The following is a 19,687-nucleotide window of genomic DNA, read 5'->3' as shown; positions in this document are numbered from 1 at the left end:
AATTGTATTTTTAGAAATGGTGTATTTTTTGTTAAAATAGGATAACTGGTGGTAGAAAACCTCACAAGGAAAAAGTAAATGGAATTAACTTCGGAGTTGACTAAGAAGGAGAGGGCACATGAAATCAACAAAATTATCATTATTTATTATGTCGCTGCTGCTACTCATGGTGACCGGTTTGTCCGGTTGGGCAGGAGGCGCTGCGGCGGAGCCGGAACCCGGCAAAACCTATGTGATTGGTACCGACATTACGTTTGCGCCGTTTGAATTTCAGGATGCGAACGGCAATTTCGTCGGCATTGATATGGACCTAATGGAGGCCATCGCTAAGGATCAGAATTTTAAGTATCAAATCAAGCCGCTGGGTTTTAACGCAGCCGTTCAGGCGCTCGAGTCAGGACAGGTAGACGGCGTGATCGCAGGGATGAGCATCACTGATGAGCGGAAGCAAAAATTCGATCTATCGGATCCGTATTTTGATTCCGGCGTGGTCATGGCGATTAGCAAGAACAATGACACTGTCAAGAGCTACGAAGATTTGAAAGGGAAGAAGGTTGCAGTAAAGACCGGTACAGAAGGCTATAGATTCGCTGAATCGATTGCCTCAAAGTACGGCTTCAAGATCGTCCCATTCGATGAATCCTCGCAGATGTATGATGATGTTAAGACAGGCAATTCCATCGCCTGCTTCGACGATTATCCAGTACTGGCTTATGGGGTAACCCAGAATAATGGTCTGAAAATCGTGACTGAGAAGGAAAAAGGCGGCTCCTATGGCTTTGCGGTGAACAAGGGAATGAATCAGGAGCTTATGGAGAAATTCAATACCGGCCTGATCAATCTTCGCGCAAGCGGTGAGTATGACCGGATTCTTGAGAAATATCTTGGTGAGAATGCATCCGGACCGGCGAACCAAAGCCGCTGGGAGCTAATTCAGGAGTCTCTGCCGTCCCTGCTGAAAGGTCTTGGCAAGACGCTGTTGTACACGATTGCTTCACTGTTTTTAGCTTTTATTTTTGGGCTTGTTTTCGGATTTATGAAAGTGGGACAGAATCGGTTCTTGCGCGGCGTTGCGACCGTGTTCGTCGATGTATTCCGCGGCATTCCGCTGATTGTCCTCGCCTTCTTTATTTACTTCGGGATCCCGCAGGCATTCGGCTTCACGATGCCTCTGTTCCTGGCGGCGATTCTGACGCTCAGTCTGAATGCAGGCGCTTATGTGACGGAAATTATCCGGGGCGGCATTCAGTCGGTCGACCGGGGACAAATGGAAGCGGCGCGTTCGCTCGGCTTGCCTTACCGCAAAGCGATGATAAAAATCATTATCCCGCAGGCGGTTCGCGTCATGATTCCGGCATTCATCAATCAGCTCGTCATTACGCTTAAAGATACGTCGATTCTGTCGGCCATCGGTCTCGTCGAGCTGACGCAATCCGGCAAAATTATTATCGCCAGAACGTTCTCGTCGTTCGATATTTGGCTTGTCGTTGCTATCATGTATCTGATTGTCATCACGATTTTGACGAAAATTTCAGGTTATCTGGAAGGGAAGGTGCGTCGTGGGTAAAATCCAGGTTGAGGGATTACAGAAAAGCTTTGGCGCAAATCAGGTGCTGAAAGGAATCGATATGCAGGTCAAGGAAGGGGAGGTTGTCTGTCTCATCGGCCCTTCCGGTTCAGGGAAAAGTACGTTCCTGCGCTGCATCAACCAGCTGGAGGAGATCACTGCTGGCCGGGTCATCGTCGATGATCAAGACCTAAACGATCCAAAAACGGACATTAACAAGGCACGCGAAAATATCGGCATGGTGTTCCAGCATTTTAACTTGTTTCCGCATTTCAACGTGCTGAAGAACATCATGTTCGCCCCTATGGAGCTGGGCAAAATGAATGCGGAGCAAGCGAGCGCCACGGCGCTGCGGCTTCTGGAGCGGGTTGGCCTGGCGGATAAAGCCGAGGCGTTCCCGAGCCAACTGTCGGGCGGACAGAAGCAACGGGTAGCAATTGCCCGCGCGCTGGCGATGAATCCGGACGTAATGCTGTTCGATGAGCCGACTTCTGCGCTTGACCCCGAAATGGTCGGCGAGGTGCTCGGCGTCATGAAGGACCTGGCGCGTGAAGGGATGACGATGGTTATCGTTACGCATGAGATGGGCTTTGCCCGGGAAGTGGCGGACCGGGTCGTATTTATGGACGGTGGCTATATTATCGAGGAAGGCTTGCCGGAGGAAGTATTCGGTAACCCGAAGAATGAGCGTACGATCAGCTTCCTGGAAAAGGTGCTGTAGCGGCGGATTAATCCTCTCTGAGTGAACAAGTGCTTAAAAGGCGCTAAAGTTTCACTTGGAGGGGCTTTTTTTCGAAATAAAAACATTTTAAACATATCTCTACATATTCAGTAATGGTTTTGTAAGGCTTACATTACATAGGAGGAATAGCAGCTGGGGCCGAAGAGGTAAGTGCTTCTACACAAGACCAATTGCAAGCGATCGATACGGTTTCGCAATCTGCAGAGGAATTAAGTCAATCAAGTAATGAACTGGAGCAGTTCGTTAAAAAATTTAAAATCTACTATACCGATTATAATGAATAACCTGAGCGAGAAATATTTGCTCAGGTTATTTAATTATTTTTGTTAGTAGACGATAAATAGTAATGGAGAGTTTTACTTAGTGTTCAGCTCTAGAATAAACTTTTTTAGCAACAACACTTATAACATCTGGGAGGAAACATCATGTTAAACAAATTGCAGAACAAACTTATTCTCATCTTTGCGTCATTACTTATTATTGTAATGGTCATCTCGCAGTTAGTAACAGGAAACGAAATGTCTAAAAACATTAAAGCAAAATTAGACATAGAAGGAGCGGGACACGCTGAAACGTTAACTAAAATGACGGAATTACGCATAACCAATTACGGGATAGATCTTTTAGTTTTCAGTGAAGATCCACGTATTAAAGCACTGATACAAAACAATGAAGAGACTTTAACCCCTGAAATACGAGATGAAATGGTCAATTATATAAAGGTGAAGCCGGAAGTTTCCTCTATTTATATGGCAAGTTCATCGAAGCGTATGTATGATCCCGATACTTCTAAGAAATATGATAAAAGCTATGATCCAACCGAAAGACCTTGGTATCAAATAGCTAGCAAAAATCCGGAAGAAGTGCAGTTTACGAAAGTATATTTAGATAGCTCCAATCAAATGAAAGTAGCTGCCTCAAAAGCAATTGTGGAAAATGGTCAAGTGATAGGTGTGATCGGACTTGATTTACCTTTGGATACGGTGACCAACCAAATCAATGAATTAAATTTAGGATACAATGGATATGGCTTTATTGTGGATGCTGAAGGAAATGCGGTCGTTCATCCAACAGATGCAGGAAAGAATGTGAGAGAAAAGCCGTATATAGATAAAATGTATCAGAAAGACGTTGGCAAAGTGTTATATACAGAGGGAAATACAGAGATAATCATCTATTATGAAACGATGGAAAACACGAATTGGAAAATAGGGGTAGTTTATAAAGAAGCAGAGTTATCAAAACTCATTAATCAAATTCTACAATTGAATACGCTGATTACCCTTATTGCAATTGTGATAGTTAGTGTCGTTGTTTATGTAATTGCTCGTTATTTCACAAAACCAATTGTGCAGTTAACGAAACAGGTACAGCTAATGGCCGAAGGAGATTTAACCGTTCAAGGGGAGGTACGATCCAAGGACGAAGTCGGCCAATTAACAGGTCACTTTAATGAGATGGTGCAAAAAATGCGCGAGGTTCTATCTAAAGTTATCGATTCCTCCCAGAAATTGTCGGATTCGGCGGTGAGTCTGAGTGCAGTATCAGAGGAAACGAAGGCAACAAGTGAAGAAATTGCTCATGCGATGTCGGACGTGGCCGAAGGATCGGTAGAAAGTGCGAGCAATCTTGATAATATGCAGCGCGTGACAGGTGATCTGGATTCACAGTTTACATTAATTGAAGAAACAATGGGTGATATGCAGTTTAAATCGAACGAGACACAGAAGGCGAGTGTTGATGGCACGGAGAAGCTGGCTGTTCTACAAACCCGTTCAGACGAATCCTACCGTGAAATTCAATCGATTGAAAATGTGTTACATATTCTTGTAGAGAAAATCAATGATATCAAAGAAGTCGTCGCAACGATGAATGCGATTTCTGGCCAAACTAATCTGCTTGCTCTGAATGCGTCGATTGAAGCAGCGAGAGCCGGAGAGGCTGGAAAAGGCTTCTCTGTAGTCGCCACAGAAATTCGCAAGCTTGCCGAGAAATCAGCCGAACATTCCGATGAAATTCGTGAAACTATTCTAGGTATTACTGAAGAGGCTGAACGTGCCACAGAAGCGATGAGCAGAACGAAAGAAATTACCATAGAGCAGAATAGTGCTGTAAAAGATACAGAGACGGCGTTTACAACCATTCAGGAATTGATGTATCAAGTAATACACTCGATTAGTCAAATGTCGAATGAAGTGCAAAGGATGTCAACCTTGAAGGATGATGTTGTTCAATCCATTGAAAGTCTATCCGCAATTTCTGAAGAATCCGCAGCTTCGGCCGAAGAGGTAAGTGCTTCTACACAAGACCAATTGCAGGCGATCGATACAGTTTCGCAATCTGCAGAGGAATTAAGTCAATCAAGTAATGAGCTGGAGCAGCTCGTTAAGAAGTTTAAAATTTAAGAGGATCATTCCAATGTTGCAGCGGCAGCCCGGATACGATATATCCATGGCTGCCGCTGTTCCTTCTGATGACTAGATAATAACAGGGATTTTTAACCAAATCGTCACAATTCAAACAATTAAATAATGATCTACACAACTTGTGATTAATAATATTTGATATAATCGGCTTGCAAACGCTTTATTTGGAGCGAATCGATTATTAGTCATTTAGGAGGGTTTGATTTGAAGGCGCCTATCCGGATCTCAAAGTGAATTTATGCGGATTCCTTATGCTGATGTGAATCTGGTTCATGTACCTGATGATTTAGAGGATGATCAGGTATTATTTGTAGGCGATATTCTGTCAACCGGATATTTTGCAGCGGAAAAGGCAGCGATCGAGCACGGGGATAGCGTTGTTGTATTTGGTGCCGGCCCCGTCGGATTATGTGCAGTTCAAGCAGCTCAGCTATTTCTCCCTAAACAAGTCATTCTGGTCGACATTGATCCATACCGTTTGGAAGTCGGCTCCCGGATGGGAGCAACCCATACGATCAACGCCAAGGAAGTGGACCCGCTTGCTGTCATTGCGGAATTAACGGAAGGGAAGGGCGCAGATGCAGCCATTGAAGCAGCGGGCGCCGAGATTACGCTAGAGCAGGCACTGAAATGTGTAGGACTATGCGGCCGGGTATCACTTGTCGGCATTTTCGGGAAGCCGGTCACCATTCCACTTCAGGAAGCATTTATGAAGAATGTACGGATTGAGATGGGACTGTCATATCTGGGTAACCTTAAGAAATTAATCAGGCTGATTCAAATGGGAAAAATCGATTTAACTCCGATGATTACGCATCGAATTCCACTCGATGATATCGAAAAAGGATTTAAAATGTTCGAACAACGTACAGATAAGGTCATTAAAGTTGTTGTAAGTCCATAATATAGCAAAAAAACCGTAGTTGGATCATGAAATCCACTCTGCGGGTTTTCTTCTTAATACCGTTCCAGCCATTAATGGGGTTATATAATTACTAAATAAGCCGCTAAAGAAATAGTTCTTCTTTTAGTTCCGAAAAACGTTGAATCTCATTTTGTAAGATTGTTTCTTCATTTGATGATAATACGAAGGATTCTAATTCTTGAGCTATTTCTATAGCGTTTTCAGTTCTTCCTAGAGCAACTAATACATCTATTTGGAGCACTTTGGCTTTGAAATAGAGTTCATTAGAAAGAGGATCACTTTGTTTACTAAAAGCAGATTCTAATAAGTTACTAGCTCCAAGGAAGTCTTCTTTGGAGTAGGCGTATCTAAAAGCCCATTTGTAAGCTTTCTCAAATTTAGAAGCATTCTTAGTATCCTCTGTATACCTATCCATTACAGTTGTAGAATCGCCTAACGGTTCTCCTACGATTAGGGTATTTCCACTTGGATCAGTGATATTAAATCTTCGGTCCTCTGCGGTTAAATTTAGTCTAGAAAACCTAGGTAGCCCTTTGACGGGTATCTTTCCATAAAATGTCTTCAAGTTTGACTTCAACCTGTTATACACTGTTTCAATATCGGAAACTACAATGTAGCACCCGCCCTGTTTTTGTTCTAAATCAAAATTCTTTTCTCCATAGAAGCTTAATTCAGTAAATTCATTTTTTACACTTGCGAAACGATAGGGATCGTTCGATTTTTTTTCAATTCATTTAGTTCTTGATTATTCATAAATAATCTCCTTTTTTGAATGGATTAGATTTCAAAGTATACCTAATCTCTAAAGTGATTTCCTATTATTTTTTTGACAAAAATATGAATGAATATTTTCATCTTTTCTTTAATGAGCATTCTAGTAATTGATAAGATTCATTATGTAAAATCAACCAAGTTTGTGAAGGAATATATGCGAACAAAATCAGAGGAGAGGAGTTTGTAGTTGATGAGAGATTTGAGTAACGAAAAAATACCAAAACAAGCGATGCAAGCATTAAAAATCGTAGAGGGGTTGCTTGGAAGTTCGATAGTCGGGGTTTATCTATTTGGTTCTGCAGTAAATGGTGGCTTACGCATTAACAGTGATGTAGATGTCCTAGTGGTCGTGAATCATAGTTTACCTGAAGTAACTCGAAAACAACTAACAGACAGACTAATGCTTATTTCTGGAAAGATAGGAAATACAGATTCTGTGAGACCACTTGAAGTCACGGTTATAAACCATAGCGATGTTGTACCTTGGCTATATCCACCAAGAAATGAATTTACCTATGGTGAGTGGCTCAGGAGTGAGTTTGAGAAAGGACAAATCCAGGAACCAACCTATGACCCTGATTTGGCTATTGTTTTAGCACAAGCTAGAAAGAATAGCATTTCTCTATTTGGTCCTGTTGTTTCAGATATACTTGACCCCGTTCCGATGACAGATATTCGAAGAGCGATTAAGGAGTCTTTGCCTGGGTTGATTGAGGGTATCAAAGGTGATGAGCGTAATGTAATTTTAACCCTGGCTCGAATGTGGCAGACAGTGTCTATCGGTGAAATATCTCCAAAAGATGTGGCTGCAAAATGGGCTTTACCTCGGTTGCCCAAAGAATATTCGACTTTACTCAACTTAGCCAGAAAAGCCTACCGAGGAGAGTATGTTGATAAGTGGGAAGGACTGGATTCCGAGGTGACAGCACTCGTTAATCATATGAAAAACTCTATAGAATCTTGTTTTAGCCAGACCCAGGAAAAGCGATAACCTCAATGTATCCCTACCAGGTCGATATCGAAACCTGCATCTTCAAAAATTTCACTTGAACATTTTCCTTTTCATATTCTGCAATCGCTATTGCCTTAAATTCATCTGTGTAAGTTATCCCTTTTTCACTAACAGCCTTTACATAAGGATGTTTCTTAAGTAATTTTAGTTCTTGATTAGTAAATGATTTCTTTGAAACATAAGCTCTGCTCCATCTAGTTGCTAGGTTCATTATAAATAAAAGTACCCTATAAGAGAGACTTTTTAAGTTTTGTCTTATAGGGTACATTTTATGTTTATATGAGGTTTTATTATTAAGCAATCGTAATATTGTGGAATAAACACCTTATTAGGTTCTTATGCTTAAACGGTGTAAAAAAATGATACTTTGGTTAACAGGCAGGTTAGTTGAAACTGCTCCTCTTAATTGAGGAATTTAGAGAAGTTTGTTTTATATTTATGTGCTTATTTAAAAATGATTGTGGCTTTTACCCATCTCATAATAATGTTTTTCCGTTTATTCATTCTCTATTTCTTCCTCTTAGTGATAATTCTCAACTATATTACTTTTAATAAAGAATCTACCAGAATTTAAAATTGGGATTAAAATGTAATTTAAGTAAAAAGTTCTGTAAAGGTAAAATGGTCTCTATACTAATATTTCTCCCTCTATTGAAACAACTGCTGATCCTGCTACTTCAATAATAGGATTCTCCCCATCAGGGGTAATCGTTACGTAAAGAATCCCAGGTCTATTGATAGCATGTCCTTGACCTATAATTAATTGATGTCTTTCTCCATTAGTTAGGATGTTTTCTAAATATAAATAACCGCCTAACGCACCGTTTGCAGCTCCTGTAACGGGATCTTCATCAATTCCTATATTTGGACAAAAATCTCTTGTATAAATATCAAATTCCCCATTTGTATCAAAGGTAAAGAGATGTGTGGTGGATATGTTAAAGTCATTGTTCATCTTTTTAAGTTCATTTAATTTAGGTTCTGCTCGGTCAATTGCTTGTCGTGTTTTAACTGGAACCATAAGATGTGAGACCCCAGTATTCCCTATTTTTATTGGATATCTATTATCAATATCTGTATCATGTATGCCAACAAGATCAGCGATTATTTTGGGGTTAATGTCTATACTTTTTATTTGAGGACGTACTTGAGTCATGGACACTCTAGTTAATTGATTATTTTCCATAATCCATTTAACGGGAATTAGTCCTATGTTAGATTCAAAGATTATTTTTTCTTCCTTATTGATCCAATTGTTCTTAGTAGCCATTAACCATGCTGTACCTAAAGTGGCGTGACCGCAAAAATCAACTTCTTCGGTTGGTGTAAAATATCTTATTCTATAATCTGCATTTGTATTTGTTGACGGTAAAAGAAAGGCTGTTTCTGAGAGGTTTAATTCATTAGATATCTTTTGCATTTCTACGTCTGTTAAATTTTCTGCATTCGGTATTACGCCAGCAGGATTTCCGCCAAAAGTATCCGTTGTGAAAGCATCTACATAGAAAACTTTTATCTTTTTCTTCATTGATATCTCCTCCTCTTTTTTCTGAAATCATTGTATTATGATAAAATGAATAAGTAAAATTCATATTTTTGATAATAAACATGAAGAAGTCAAATGGAGTATATTTCGTGTGAGCCGATGCCTGGATAACCACCCCATTGAACGCTTTTGATGGAACATTTAAGGTAGAAAGCTTTTATCTGACGAAACACGATACCTATGCAGATGTCCTCAAAGACGTGAGAAATTATATCCGCTACTACAACAATTACCGTTTTACAGAACGTTTAAATGGCTTGTCACCTAACGAATTTCGACGAGCTGCATAAATAGGAGAAAACAAAACCTCAGTTCAATTTAAATAGAACTGAGGGAACTAAACGATCTTTTGTTTTTTTATACTATCTACTTGACAGGGAGCACTTTCTAAGACCACTGAAATTGTCTTAGCGTTGTTAAAATCGGGGGAATCGTCTTAAAAATGGGCTTAGCGTTGTAAATCCGATTTTCCCGACGATACCCCTATATGAACATTAATTAAATAAAATGAGTTTCCACAGAAAAATCCGAATACCCAAAATAAAGAATACGCTCAATGGACTACAAAGTCGCTACGACTTGTTGACGCTGGTTTTAAGATGTGCTGGCATCTTCCAAGCATAGGTTAATCCAATACCGATTGCCAAGAAGACTGTTGCAAAATAGAAAGGGTAGTTTAAATCGATATCGAATAACATCCCGCCAATAATTGGGCCAAATACGTTGCCGATACTAGTAAACATGGAGTTCATTCCTCCAACAAATCCTTGTTCATCGCCGGCAATTTTAGATAAATACGTCGTCGCAGCAGGCCGTACTAAATCAAATCCAATGAAAACGGTAAAGGTTACGAGCATAATTGCATAATAGGAGTTCACAAAGGTTAGTAATAGTACAAGAGTTGTCGAGAAAATTAAGCTGTAACGAATGACGCGAATTTCTCCAAACCATTTGGTTAAGCGGTCAAAAAAGATGACTTGGGCAATGGCTCCGAGGACGGCACCACCAGTAATCATGATGGCAATATCCTTCGGTGTGAAGCCAAATTTATGATCCGCAAATAAAGAAAATAACGATTCAAACGAGGCCAAACCAAATGCTGAAATTAAAATAATCATAAAGGCGATGAAATAAATGGGTGTAAAAATACGTTTAAACCCTGTCTTTTGACCTGTTTCTTTTTTATTTTTAGGATTTCTCTCTGGTTCACGAAGTGCGCTGATCGATATAATAGCTGCTAATAATCCAAAGACTGCCGCAAAGTAGAACGGCAAGCGAGTACTGATTTCCGCCAGGAAACCGCCAATACCAGGACCGATAATGAAGCCTGTTGAAATGGATGCGGACATATAGCCCAGTGCTTTCGGACGTGTTTCCATTGTTGTAATATCGGCGATAAAGGCTGTCACAGCCGGCATGATGAATGCTGCACTGACACCGCCAATCATACGCGAGATAAAGAGCACCTCAACACTTTTTCCGATTCCGAACAAAAACTCCGAAAAACTAAAGAAAAGCAGACCAATAACGATCATGATCTTGCGTCCAAAACTATCTGTCCACCTGCCTGCAATTGGCGATGTAAGCAGCTGCATAATCGCGAAAGATGCAACCATATAGCCGACAACTGTTCCCGATATATTTAACTCTTTCATTATTGTAGGGGTTACTGGAATAACAAGACCAATGCCCAAAAAGGCTATGAATAAGTTCAGCAATAATATGGCTAAGGTCAGATTTTGTTTTTTGTGCATAATGAAATTCCTTTCTCAAGAAAACTGCATTCTAGCAATATAAAGTTTCTCCTAAGGGGAGAGTCAATGGGTTTATGGAAATCGGGTAATCGGAAAATTGTGTGGAAAGAGGGTTAAGAAGTAACCTCTTCCTTGCCAAAATTAATAAACAAAAAAGCATTACTTGATGATTAGAGTAATGCTTTTTTGTGTACAGTTCTCAATGTTACAAGTTTGATTTTGTTGTTCCACCGTCATTCCATCGCTATTCTTCTCGCTGCTCGTATGCAACCTCGCTCGTTGATTTGGAGAAAGCGCTGGAGAGGATGAGAAGGTTTATCCAGATGATGTAGCCGGTGTGATGGAACTATCACCATTGATTGAAATTGACTTCATCTAAATTGATTTCAGTATTTAGAAGAAAACTAGAGAGAGCTTCAACTTCACTGCAGTGGGTTGAAGCTCTTTTGTTCAGATATAAGGGTTATTCAATGCTACTTGGTGGGCAAAACATATCTGGCGTATAAGATTATATGAACTTAACAAATATTATTCCAATAATAGTCAATACTAGAGCGGCAATTCTTCTACTATCAATTTTCCTTTTTTGTAAATTAAATATTCCAAACTGATCGATTATTACAGCCATAATCATTTGTCCCAATAGAAAAATCATAGTAGTTAGAACCGATCCAAGTTCAGGTAATAAGACAATGTTACCTGTTACAATAAATATGCCAAATATACCTGCCATATATACCCAAATAGGAATGCGTTTTTTCTGAGCGTCATACAAAGGAATCTCTAAGCGACGTTTAGTAATCAATATCAAAATAAGCAAAATAATCGCGCCGACAAAAAAAGAAATAAAAGTAGCTCCTAAAAGAGAGTCCGTTGCAACGCGAAGTTTTCCATTAATAGCGGTTTGCAATGGTGGTAAAAACCCAGCTAAAACACCCATAATTATCCAGATTGATTTACTATCCTTTTTCTTACTTTCTAACACTTGAGTTAAACCTTTTTTCTTTTTAGATTGAACCAATGAAATAGCCAAAATCATAATAATAGTTCCGATTATTCTAGTAATGCTAATATGTTTAGCTGGTACACCAAACCACTCAAAGTGATCGATTAAAATTCCTACAATCATTTGCCCAGTTACAGTTATTACTGTTGTTACTGAAGCACCTAGTTTTGAAAAAAGAATGATATTAGTAACATGAAAGCCAATACCAGTTATTGCTCCACCGATAAAAACATACAATGGGTATGAAAAATCAATCCCAACACTGATTCCTCTAGGATTTACTATTAAATTAATAATGAGTAGTATCACCGATCCCAAAGAAAATGCGATGAACGAAGCTGTTAAAGGTGTTTTTGAATAAGAGCTTAAACGAGCACTTATAGATGCCTGAATAGGAAAAAGCATTCCCATAATTATCCCCATAATTAAAAAAAGTGCGATTTGCATAAATTTGCCTCCATTTATTTTTTTTATTGTAATGGATAGGATTAAAATTATTTTCTACTATGATCGAAGATTTAAAAGACTCTTTATATCCGTAATTAATTTAAAAATAAGAGTGGATCAACACCGATTAGTTTATTTTTTGTGTCCATTGCAAGAAAATGCATTGTGTGAAAGGCATAATTTGTAGCTTTTAAATACTTCATAATACGTGAATCACCTCCAATAAGAGACATAATATATCTATAATAACCATAATCATATCACTTTGTCTATTAGTTTTTTTATTTACTTTACATCATACTTGGCGGCTCAACGTGGAGAATTAAGGAACAGGATTCTAGGAACATCGGCTGAAGAAGTTAAACGCTATACCTTGCAGGGATTAGAAACCATCTTGCCTGTAAAGGTTTTGATGATCAATTATCCGTGCAATCTGACCGGAACAGTTATGATAGAGCAGGCTTGTCTGCCGAGGATGAGATGATGGCGAGCTACAATGAACGCCGCAAGCTGTTTGTGGCCGGATTGAATGCAATCGGGCTGGACTGTCACGAGCCTGAGGGGGCTTTCTATGCCTTCCTTTCAATTACTTCTACTGCATGTCATCTGAGCAGTTTGCTCTTCGGCTGCTGGAAGAAGCGAAGGTGGCGGTCGTACCCGGACATGTATTCGGATCAGGCGGAGAGGGCTTTATTCGCTGCTCATATGCAACCTCTCTCGTCGATTTGGAGAAAGCGCTGGAGCGGATGGGAAGCTTTATGCAGATGATGCAGCCGGTGTGATGAAAACTTCAGCATATAGAAGAAACTAGAGAGAGCTTCAACTTTTCACTGCAGTGGGTTGAAGCTCTTTTGTTTACTTATGAGGAGGAATCCATAAAGCTTTATGGAAATGGTTTATTTCTAGAGCCGAAATAGAATAGATGTAGAACGGTACAAGGGCGTTGAACTAACGGGCAGTTACGTTCACGAAAAAATAAAGGGGGTGTCCCAAAAGGTCCATTGACCTGGGACGCCCCCGTTGTCTGTTGTGAGACGCTTCACGTACGAATCATTCCTCCAATCGCTGTTGCCCCCAAATTTCACAAATTGTTTTTTTACGGAAGAAATTCGGGAAAGTCCTTGGGAACATACAGGAGATGGACAAGTTCATACAAATGTTGAAGACTTAGTAAAATGGGGACAAAACTTCACTACAGGTACTGTTGGTGGAAAAGAACTTCTTAAAAAAATAGGAGAGATTGGCCCCAAAACTACTCCAACTGGTGAGATCATTATTGACAATGAAGACTATGCTTTTCGCTTGTCTATTGGGGAAGATTTTGATTGTCATTACTTGGCACATTCAGGATCCTGGGCTGGCTACAGTTCACACTTTATGCGCTTCCTAGAAGAACGTTTGACTATTGCAGTATTAAGTAATTATGAGGATTTTGATACAGAAGAATATGCTAAAAAAATAGCAGAAATTATTGTGGGAAAAAGCTCAACCCCTCCTATCAAACACGCGCAATTTGTTTAGACGGTAAGCCTGTCGGATTTTTCATGTGGGTGGCCTGAAACAAAACGGAGAATATCAATTTGGCGATTTATGGTCGATCAGAACTATCAAAATAATGGCATCGGGCGCAAAGCTCTGCTGTTAGCCCTTGATGAAATTAAGCAGACAGGTGGATTAGAAGAGATCGAGATCTGTTACAATCCAAATAATCCTGTAGCGAAAGACTTTTACGCCAGCTTTGGTTTCGTTGAAGTCGGTATGGATAAAGAAAATGAAGATATGTTAGCGATTATTAAAATATAAATATTAAACCAAATGAAACTAGATAGAATTTTTATTATAGGGGGAGTAAGGGATATGTCTTTATTTTCACAAACGATAACTGATTTTTGGCGTACGCAATTTTTTAACGGAGACGTCCTCTATAGCGACGAAGTCTTCACTGTCGCCATCAACCCTGACCTGAGCGAAGACAGTTGGATCATAGTGCTGGAAACATCCGACGGCCGGGTTATGGCGGTCCTGACGCCTGCGCCGGCTGATAAGATAGGCCTGTATCAAGTACAAGACTTGTCTGAGCCGATCTTTCGCCAGAAATTGATTGAAACGGGAGTCACTCTGCATGGCGCAGATTATCTTTTTTATTTTTCAGAAGCCAATAAGAACGAATTGCTGCAAGAAAACCTGGAAGGTGACTTGCGTCACTTAACAGAGCAAGATGATGCGGTTTTCTCGGAGTTCCAGTCCTCCGCCTCGGAACAAGATTTGGATGACGCATATGTGGAATTGGATCACTGGGCGGTGTTCGGCTCATTTGAACAAAACCGCCTGATCTGCGCCGCCAACATGTATCCCTGGGAGGATGCGCAAATTGCCGATCTCGGCGTACTGACTCTGACGCCTTTTAGAGGAAAAGCCTACGCCCGCAAAGTGGTGCGTTCAATCAGCAAGTACGCGTGTGATCAGGGATACGAACCCCAGTACCGATGCCAGCTCGATAAACTGGCGTCTGTGTCGCTAGCAAAAGCGGCGGGTCTAACACTGTTTGGAAAATGGGATGTGATTTCTCCCGACTCTACTGACTGAGAGTCCGACTCAAAATTAAATCATTATACTTTGTTGGCGAACTGGCGCCGCTGCAGCAGGGTGAAATGTAGCATCCTGATGTAGGATTTTGTGCTACTTATAACTTAAATATTCGATGTCGCAGAGCATTGAGGTTGTGAAAGGGATTAGTTAGTTGAATACATCTCGATTAACTTACCTTCGATTTATGATTATGCTTTAGCTAGTGACAGGCCTCACAAGCGGCTCCCGTTGCCGAGCTAAACGAGCTATATGAGTAGCGAACGGCGAATAAGACGGCTTCATCCAACTGTGCGGCAATACCTATGAGGTAGACAGCGAGCTTGCCCGCCAAAAAGTCGCAGTGAGGTTATGATCCGTTCGACTTCAGCGAGGTGCATATGGCAGGACGAGAAACGCTACGCGGTGGAACTGATGTAGTTTTGAAATAAAGAACGATAATTTATATTAACGTTTGATAAAATGTTCTGTAAAAAATGTTTCTTTTGTTCAGTAATCGGTCATTTAATTAATTCCAAAGAAACCAATAAAAACGTACATTATGCGAACAAAATCAGAGGAGAGGAGTTTGTAGTTGATGAGCGATTTGAGTAACGAAAAAATACCAAAACAAGCGATGCAAGCATTAAAAATCGTAGAGGGGTTGCTTGGAAGTTCGATAGTCGGGGTTTATCTATTTGGTTCTGCAGTAAATGGTGGCTTACGCATTAACAGTGATGTAGATGTCCTAGTGGTCGTGAATCATAGTTTACCTGAAGTAACTCGAAAACAACTAACAGACAGACTAATGCTTATTTCTGGAAAGATAGGAAATACAGATTCTGTGAGACCACTTGAAGTCACGGTTATAAACCATAGCGATGTTGTACCTTGGCTATATCCACCAAGAAATGAATTTACCTATGGTGAGTGGCTCAGGAGTGAGTTTGAGAAAGGACAAATCCAGGAACCAACCTATGACCCTGATTTAGCTATTGTTTTAGCACAAGCGAGAAAGAATAGCATTTCTCTATTTGGTCCTGATGCTTCAGATATACTTGACCCCGTTCCGATGACAGATATTCGAAGAGCGATTAAGGAGTCTTTGCCTGGGTTGATTGAGGGTATCAAAGGTGATGAGCGTAATGTAATTTTAACCCTGGCTCGAATGTGGCAGACAGTGTCTATCGGTGAAATTTCTCCAAAAGATGTGGCTGCAAAATGGGCTTTACCTCGGTTACCCAAAGAATATTCGACTTTACTCGACTTAGCCAGAAAAGCCTACCGAGGAGAGTATGTTGATAAGTGGGAAGGACTGGATTCCGAGGTGACAGCACTCGTTAATCATATGAAAAACTCTATAGAATCTTGTTTTATCACTTAACTGAAATTTTATATACCGCTACTTGGTACACACAACATTTTTAATGCACTAGCCACAAATACTGTCGCTATAAAAATGGGTGTTACTCCGAGTCAAGTGGCTGAGGGATTCAGATCATTGCAACTAACCGGCTTACATCCTTACTTTGATGCCAGTGGCCCTGAAACGCGAAGGGCTTCATGTTAACCATAAACGTGTTTATAGGCTTACAAAAAACCTGTACTTTTTTATCCTTTTAGATAAGAAAGTACAGGTTTTTGTATATTATCTAACCGGTCAATCGTTTTTAAAGGGACTGGATAAACATCCGAAAGTTTCTCATTCCAGCGCAAGCGACGGCTAGTACTAGGGCATCACCATGTTGGCAATAGGGTAATCCGGTCGCATGCTTAATACTTGAATATTCCGACGCAGGCGGTTATAGCGCAGCGAACAGTAATCCAGGTAATCATCCCCCGTATAATGACGCAGCAGGGCCCATACCGTCCATAACAAATCCTGGGCCATCATGTAACATTTGACCTTCATCAGATCATCCTGTGTAAATGTATTTCCGTAATATGCTTCAAACAATTGGTCAATCGCCTCTGCTGTCAAACGCGATTCAATGATATACGCGGCAATATCAAAGGCCGGATCGTTCATTCCGGAATATTCCCAATCTATCAAATATACGCTGCCGTCCCTATCTACGAGAAAATTCTCCGGAACCGTATCATTATGGCAAGGTACGGAAATGACATTTTTGAGATGGTCTTGCATGAAACGAAGCAATTGCTCTTTTAAGGATGCGTAGTCAAAAAACAATTCACCGTTGATCTGCGTGACAATGGTTTCATATTTGGCAAGTTCACTGAGCCAATCAAACTTGTTAGGGAAGTGCTTGGGACTACCGTGAATCTTCTTCAGTAAAGAAGAAACGGCCTGCAAACTTTGCAAAGCCGAGGGGCCAGCCGCGGCAAGCGTTGTGCTATCGGGAATATATTTGCTGATCTTAATGCCGCTTTCCTCATCAAAATATATACATTCCGAATTCACGCCAAACTCCGAAGCGATGCCGTTGTTCACACGCTCTATCCTGCGGTCGATCATTTGATCAGTCAGGTTACCGGGCTTGCGAATCACATACTCTTTTCCGTGGATATTCATAATGTAGTTATAATTGGTCAACCCGCCCGCAAAACGAGATTTGTCAAAAACAATACTCTCATCTTCAAAAAAAAGACGGAGTTTTTGCTGCACCAGGTCTTCCATATTCATTTGTTTGGATAAAAAGTCGGTTAGAGGTTTCATGATGGCCTTTTCTCGGCATTCCATATACATGCTTTAACAATGTATACACTCGCCGCACAGATTTTTCCACAATTATAGCAAGATAGGAGGAGAAATTCAATGAAATGGACGAGCTTGAGGACGTTCTGGTACTTGTCGTGCAAGAAAGACGTTTTTGTACCAGATTGTCGGTAAAGGGGGCATTAGAATCCTAAAATCAGCTACCGAATCCTCCATAATCACGGGGAGAACCTATGTTAACCTGCTAGTAGGAGTTGAGTATCTGTATTACAGCAAATTCACAAATACAAATACCCAGGTGAGGTGAGGTTCGAATGGAATACCGGGGAGAAGAAGCTCTCGGGCTTGTGGAAACATTGGGCATGGTTCCTGCCATCCAAGCGGCGGACGCTATGCTTAAAGCAGCAGATGTTGTTCTGGTATCGTACGAGAATGTTGGTTCCACGCTCGTAACGATAATGGTAAAAGGTGATGTCGCGGCGGTTCGTTCGGCAGTAGAGGCTGGCGCTGAAGCGGCAGCGAAGATTGGCAAAGTCACTGCCCATAATGTGATGCCGCGTCCGCTCAGTTCTATTGCAGGAATTGTGAAAGCGCATGCAATTCACGCATAATTGCCGGGAAGGGAGAGAGGTCATGAGCAAGCATGATGCACTGGGTTTCATTGAAACCTTTGGAATTGTATTCGTCATGGAAGCGGCGGATGCCATGTGCAAAGCGGCCGATGTAGATTTGATCGGTTACGAAAACGTGGCGTCCGGTTATATATCTGTCCTTGTTCGCGGAGATGTAGGGGCTGTAAGGGCTGCAGTAGATACTGGCGTCGCCGCTGTACAGGCGATGGGGGCAGAGGTGTACAGTTCAAACGTTATTCCTAACCCACACCCAGACATTGAAAAGATCATAGCCCGCTATGCCCTTCCTTCTTAGGGGCAGGTTATCAACAGAAATTCAAGGGAGGTGACCGTGATAAACGACATCTTTGTTATTAAATCGAAGGTATATTCAGGCGAACAATCACTGAAGAGACTGGTGGAAATTCAAGGCACGAAAGCCTGTATCGTTTCCGATCAGATGATGGAGAAGCTGGGTTATCTAGGGCAGGTGGTTGATCTACTGCAAAGCGGAGGAATCTCCACTGTAGTGTTTACCGGTGTTAAGCCCGATCCGGGCGTGAGTATTGTGGCCGAAGCGCTTCAAGTGTATTGGGAAAGCGGCGCTGATGTGTTACTGGCGCTGGGAGGCGGCTCCGTCATTGATACAGCGAAGGGCGTTCTGTACTTCGCCCGGCAATATGCACAGGAGAAAGACGCGCCTTTTATCAAACCATTGTTTGTCGCCATTCCTTCCACCAGCGGCACCGGATCGGAAGTGACCGACTTTTCGGTGATTACGGTGGACGGAGACAAAATCGTCATAGTGGACGATTTTATCGCACCGGACATAGCGATTCTCGATTCCACCCTTACCAAGCAATTGCCAAACAAAATAGTGGTGGACACCGGAATGGATGTTCTGACCCATGCGCTGGAGGCTTATGTCTCTACCAAAGCGACCGACTTTACCGATGCGTTAGCCGAGAAGGCCGTTCAATTGGTATTTGCTCATCTGGAAACGCTTTACCATGATCCAGCAGATGCAGAGGCGCGGGATCGGGTGCAGAATGCATCCTGTATGGCGGGAATGGCGTTTACTAACGCCGGTCTTGGTATCGTTCATAGTATGTCCCACGCCTTTGGCGGAACGTTTCACATTGCTCACGGACGGGTGAATTCACTGCTTCTAGAGGCAGTAATGGAGTATAACGCCAACTTGGGCGGAAAAGTCATAGACAGGGTTTGTGAACGTTATGCTAGGCTCGCTTCGCTGCTGCACTTGCCGGCCCGAACCGCCCGTGAAGGAACCGTATGTCTGATCCAGGCAATTGGAAAGTTGAAACGATCCATCGGTATCGAACACGGAATCCGTGAGCTTGGCGTTGATCAGGATGCTTTTGATGAGGCGCTGTCCCGCATGGCGCGGACCGCAATGGCTGACCGCTGTACGCCAACCAATCCTCGTCAGCCAACGGAAGAAGAGTTGGAGCGCATTTACCGTAAAAGCTTTTAAGAGGTAGTTCAAAAAGTCCGCTTTTGATCACGAAGTGAATCATGAAGTGGACTCGGCATCGAATCTTGAATTCAGCCGGGCCTTCCGGTGCTCATGTACCCAAAACGTACACTCCGCTCCTCAGGCCCTAGCTTCATCCA

At 41.5% G+C, this 19,687-nt stretch carries 17 protein-coding genes and 3 pseudogenes; 14 read left to right on the top strand and 6 right to left on the bottom strand.

The window, feature by feature from the left end:
• The first annotated feature begins 118 nt into the window (after window positions 1-118).
• From MNQ98_RS15540 to MNQ98_RS15525, 4 genes are all read left to right on the top strand, one after another.
• Window positions 119-1,567 (top strand): amino acid ABC transporter substrate-binding protein/permease, encoded by a 1,449-nt coding sequence (locus MNQ98_RS15540; protein ID WP_481856641.1) that lies wholly within the window; start codon window positions 119-121, stop codon window positions 1,565-1,567.
• Window positions 1,560-2,288 (top strand): amino acid ABC transporter ATP-binding protein, encoded by a 729-nt coding sequence (locus MNQ98_RS15535; RefSeq protein ID WP_241929070.1) that lies wholly within the window; start codon window positions 1,560-1,562, stop codon window positions 2,286-2,288. Before MNQ98_RS15540 ends, MNQ98_RS15535 begins: the two co-directional genes overlap by 8 nt.
• A gap of 446 nt (window positions 2,289-2,734) precedes the next feature.
• Window positions 2,735-4,714, top strand: a complete 1,980-nt coding sequence (locus tag MNQ98_RS15530; protein ID WP_241929069.1) for a methyl-accepting chemotaxis protein — start codon at window positions 2,735-2,737, stop codon at window positions 4,712-4,714.
• Between the two features lie 259 nt (window positions 4,715-4,973).
• Complete coding sequence (locus MNQ98_RS15525; RefSeq protein WP_241929068.1) at window positions 4,974-5,639, top strand: zinc-binding dehydrogenase; 666 nt, start codon at window positions 4,974-4,976, stop codon at window positions 5,637-5,639.
• 103 nt (window positions 5,640-5,742) lie between these two features.
• Here MNQ98_RS15525 and MNQ98_RS15520 read toward each other — a convergent pair whose 3' ends face one another.
• Window positions 5,743-6,225 (bottom strand): hypothetical protein, encoded by a 483-nt coding sequence (locus MNQ98_RS15520; protein ID WP_241929067.1) that lies wholly within the window; start codon window positions 6,223-6,225, stop codon window positions 5,743-5,745.
• Between the two features lie 399 nt (window positions 6,226-6,624).
• Here MNQ98_RS15520 and ant(9) (MNQ98_RS15515) point away from each other — a divergent pair, with 399 nt between their 5' ends.
• A complete protein-coding gene (ant(9), locus tag MNQ98_RS15515) occupies window positions 6,625-7,425 on the top strand; it encodes an aminoglycoside nucleotidyltransferase ANT(9) (protein WP_241929066.1) in 801 nt (266 codons plus the stop codon).
• 8 nt (window positions 7,426-7,433) lie between these two features.
• Here the strand turns inward: ant(9) (MNQ98_RS15515) and MNQ98_RS15510 are convergent.
• Together MNQ98_RS15510 and MNQ98_RS15505 are read right to left on the bottom strand one after the other, a co-directional pair.
• A pseudogene (locus tag MNQ98_RS15510) lies at window positions 7,434-7,657 on the bottom strand (HTH domain-containing protein); the annotation flags it as partial.
• A 417-nt stretch (window positions 7,658-8,074) separates the two neighbouring features.
• Complete coding sequence (locus MNQ98_RS15505) at window positions 8,075-8,974, bottom strand: PhzF family phenazine biosynthesis protein (protein WP_241929065.1); 900 nt, start codon at window positions 8,972-8,974, stop codon at window positions 8,075-8,077.
• A 137-nt stretch (window positions 8,975-9,111) separates the two neighbouring features.
• Here MNQ98_RS15505 and MNQ98_RS29905 point away from each other — a divergent pair, with 137 nt between their 5' ends.
• Window positions 9,112-9,282, top strand: coding sequence for an IS3 family transposase (locus MNQ98_RS29905; RefSeq protein ID WP_481856640.1), 171 nt, complete (start codon window positions 9,112-9,114; stop codon window positions 9,280-9,282).
• Window positions 9,283-9,564: 282 nt separating this feature from the next.
• Here MNQ98_RS29905 and norA read toward each other — a convergent pair whose 3' ends face one another.
• Together norA and MNQ98_RS15495 are read right to left on the bottom strand one after the other, a co-directional pair.
• Complete coding sequence (norA, locus tag MNQ98_RS15500; RefSeq protein ID WP_241929064.1) at window positions 9,565-10,746, bottom strand: multidrug efflux MFS transporter NorA; 1,182 nt, start codon at window positions 10,744-10,746, stop codon at window positions 9,565-9,567.
• Between the two features lie 508 nt (window positions 10,747-11,254).
• Window positions 11,255-12,199, bottom strand: a complete 945-nt coding sequence (locus MNQ98_RS15495) for a DMT family transporter (RefSeq protein ID WP_241929063.1) — start codon at window positions 12,197-12,199, stop codon at window positions 11,255-11,257.
• 453 nt (window positions 12,200-12,652) lie between these two features.
• Between MNQ98_RS15495 and MNQ98_RS15485 the strand changes: the two are divergent.
• The 5 genes and pseudogenes from MNQ98_RS15485 to ant(9) (MNQ98_RS15465) all read left to right on the top strand — a co-directional run.
• Window positions 12,653-12,981, top strand: a pseudogene (locus tag MNQ98_RS15485) (aminotransferase class I/II-fold pyridoxal phosphate-dependent enzyme); the annotation flags it as partial.
• A 322-nt stretch (window positions 12,982-13,303) separates the two neighbouring features.
• Window positions 13,304-13,720 (top strand): annotated as a pseudogene (locus MNQ98_RS15480) (hypothetical protein); the annotation flags it as partial.
• Between the two features lie 69 nt (window positions 13,721-13,789).
• The gene (locus MNQ98_RS15475) at window positions 13,790-14,002 is read left to right on the top strand and encodes a GNAT family N-acetyltransferase (RefSeq protein ID WP_241929062.1); all 213 of its coding nucleotides are present in this window, start codon (window positions 13,790-13,792) and stop codon (window positions 14,000-14,002) included.
• A gap of 54 nt (window positions 14,003-14,056) precedes the next feature.
• The gene (locus MNQ98_RS15470; protein ID WP_241929061.1) at window positions 14,057-14,785 is read left to right on the top strand and encodes a GNAT family N-acetyltransferase; all 729 of its coding nucleotides are present in this window, start codon (window positions 14,057-14,059) and stop codon (window positions 14,783-14,785) included.
• A 577-nt stretch (window positions 14,786-15,362) separates the two neighbouring features.
• Window positions 15,363-16,148 (top strand): aminoglycoside nucleotidyltransferase ANT(9), encoded by a 786-nt coding sequence (gene ant(9), locus MNQ98_RS15465; RefSeq protein ID WP_241929060.1) that lies wholly within the window; start codon window positions 15,363-15,365, stop codon window positions 16,146-16,148.
• A gap of 345 nt (window positions 16,149-16,493) precedes the next feature.
• On the opposite strand, the gene MNQ98_RS15460 is transcribed toward ant(9) (MNQ98_RS15465), so the two are convergent.
• On the bottom strand, window positions 16,494-17,441 hold the full coding sequence (locus MNQ98_RS15460) for a choline kinase family protein (protein WP_241929059.1): 948 nt from the start codon (window positions 17,439-17,441) through the stop codon (window positions 16,494-16,496).
• 314 nt (window positions 17,442-17,755) lie between these two features.
• Here MNQ98_RS15460 and MNQ98_RS15455 point away from each other — a divergent pair, with 314 nt between their 5' ends.
• The 3 genes from MNQ98_RS15455 to MNQ98_RS15445 are packed head-to-tail and all read left to right on the top strand — an operon-like array spanning window position 17,756 to window position 19,547.
• Window positions 17,756-18,052: a BMC domain-containing protein gene (locus MNQ98_RS15455; protein ID WP_208919810.1), complete on the top strand. Its 297-nt coding sequence runs from the start codon at window positions 17,756-17,758 to the stop codon at window positions 18,050-18,052.
• 22 nt (window positions 18,053-18,074) lie between these two features.
• Window positions 18,075-18,368, top strand: a complete 294-nt coding sequence (locus tag MNQ98_RS15450) for a BMC domain-containing protein (protein ID WP_241929058.1) — start codon at window positions 18,075-18,077, stop codon at window positions 18,366-18,368.
• A 36-nt stretch (window positions 18,369-18,404) separates the two neighbouring features.
• Window positions 18,405-19,547 (top strand): 1-propanol dehydrogenase PduQ, encoded by a 1,143-nt coding sequence (locus tag MNQ98_RS15445; protein WP_241929057.1) that lies wholly within the window; start codon window positions 18,405-18,407, stop codon window positions 19,545-19,547.
• Window positions 19,548-19,687: the final 140 nt, after the last annotated feature.

The organism is Paenibacillus sp. N3/727 (genome assembly GCF_022637315.1).
Classification (GTDB): Bacteria; Bacillota; Bacilli; order Paenibacillales; family Paenibacillaceae; genus Paenibacillus_AQ; species Paenibacillus_AQ uliginis.
This window is presented reverse-complemented; position numbering and strand designations above follow the sequence as displayed.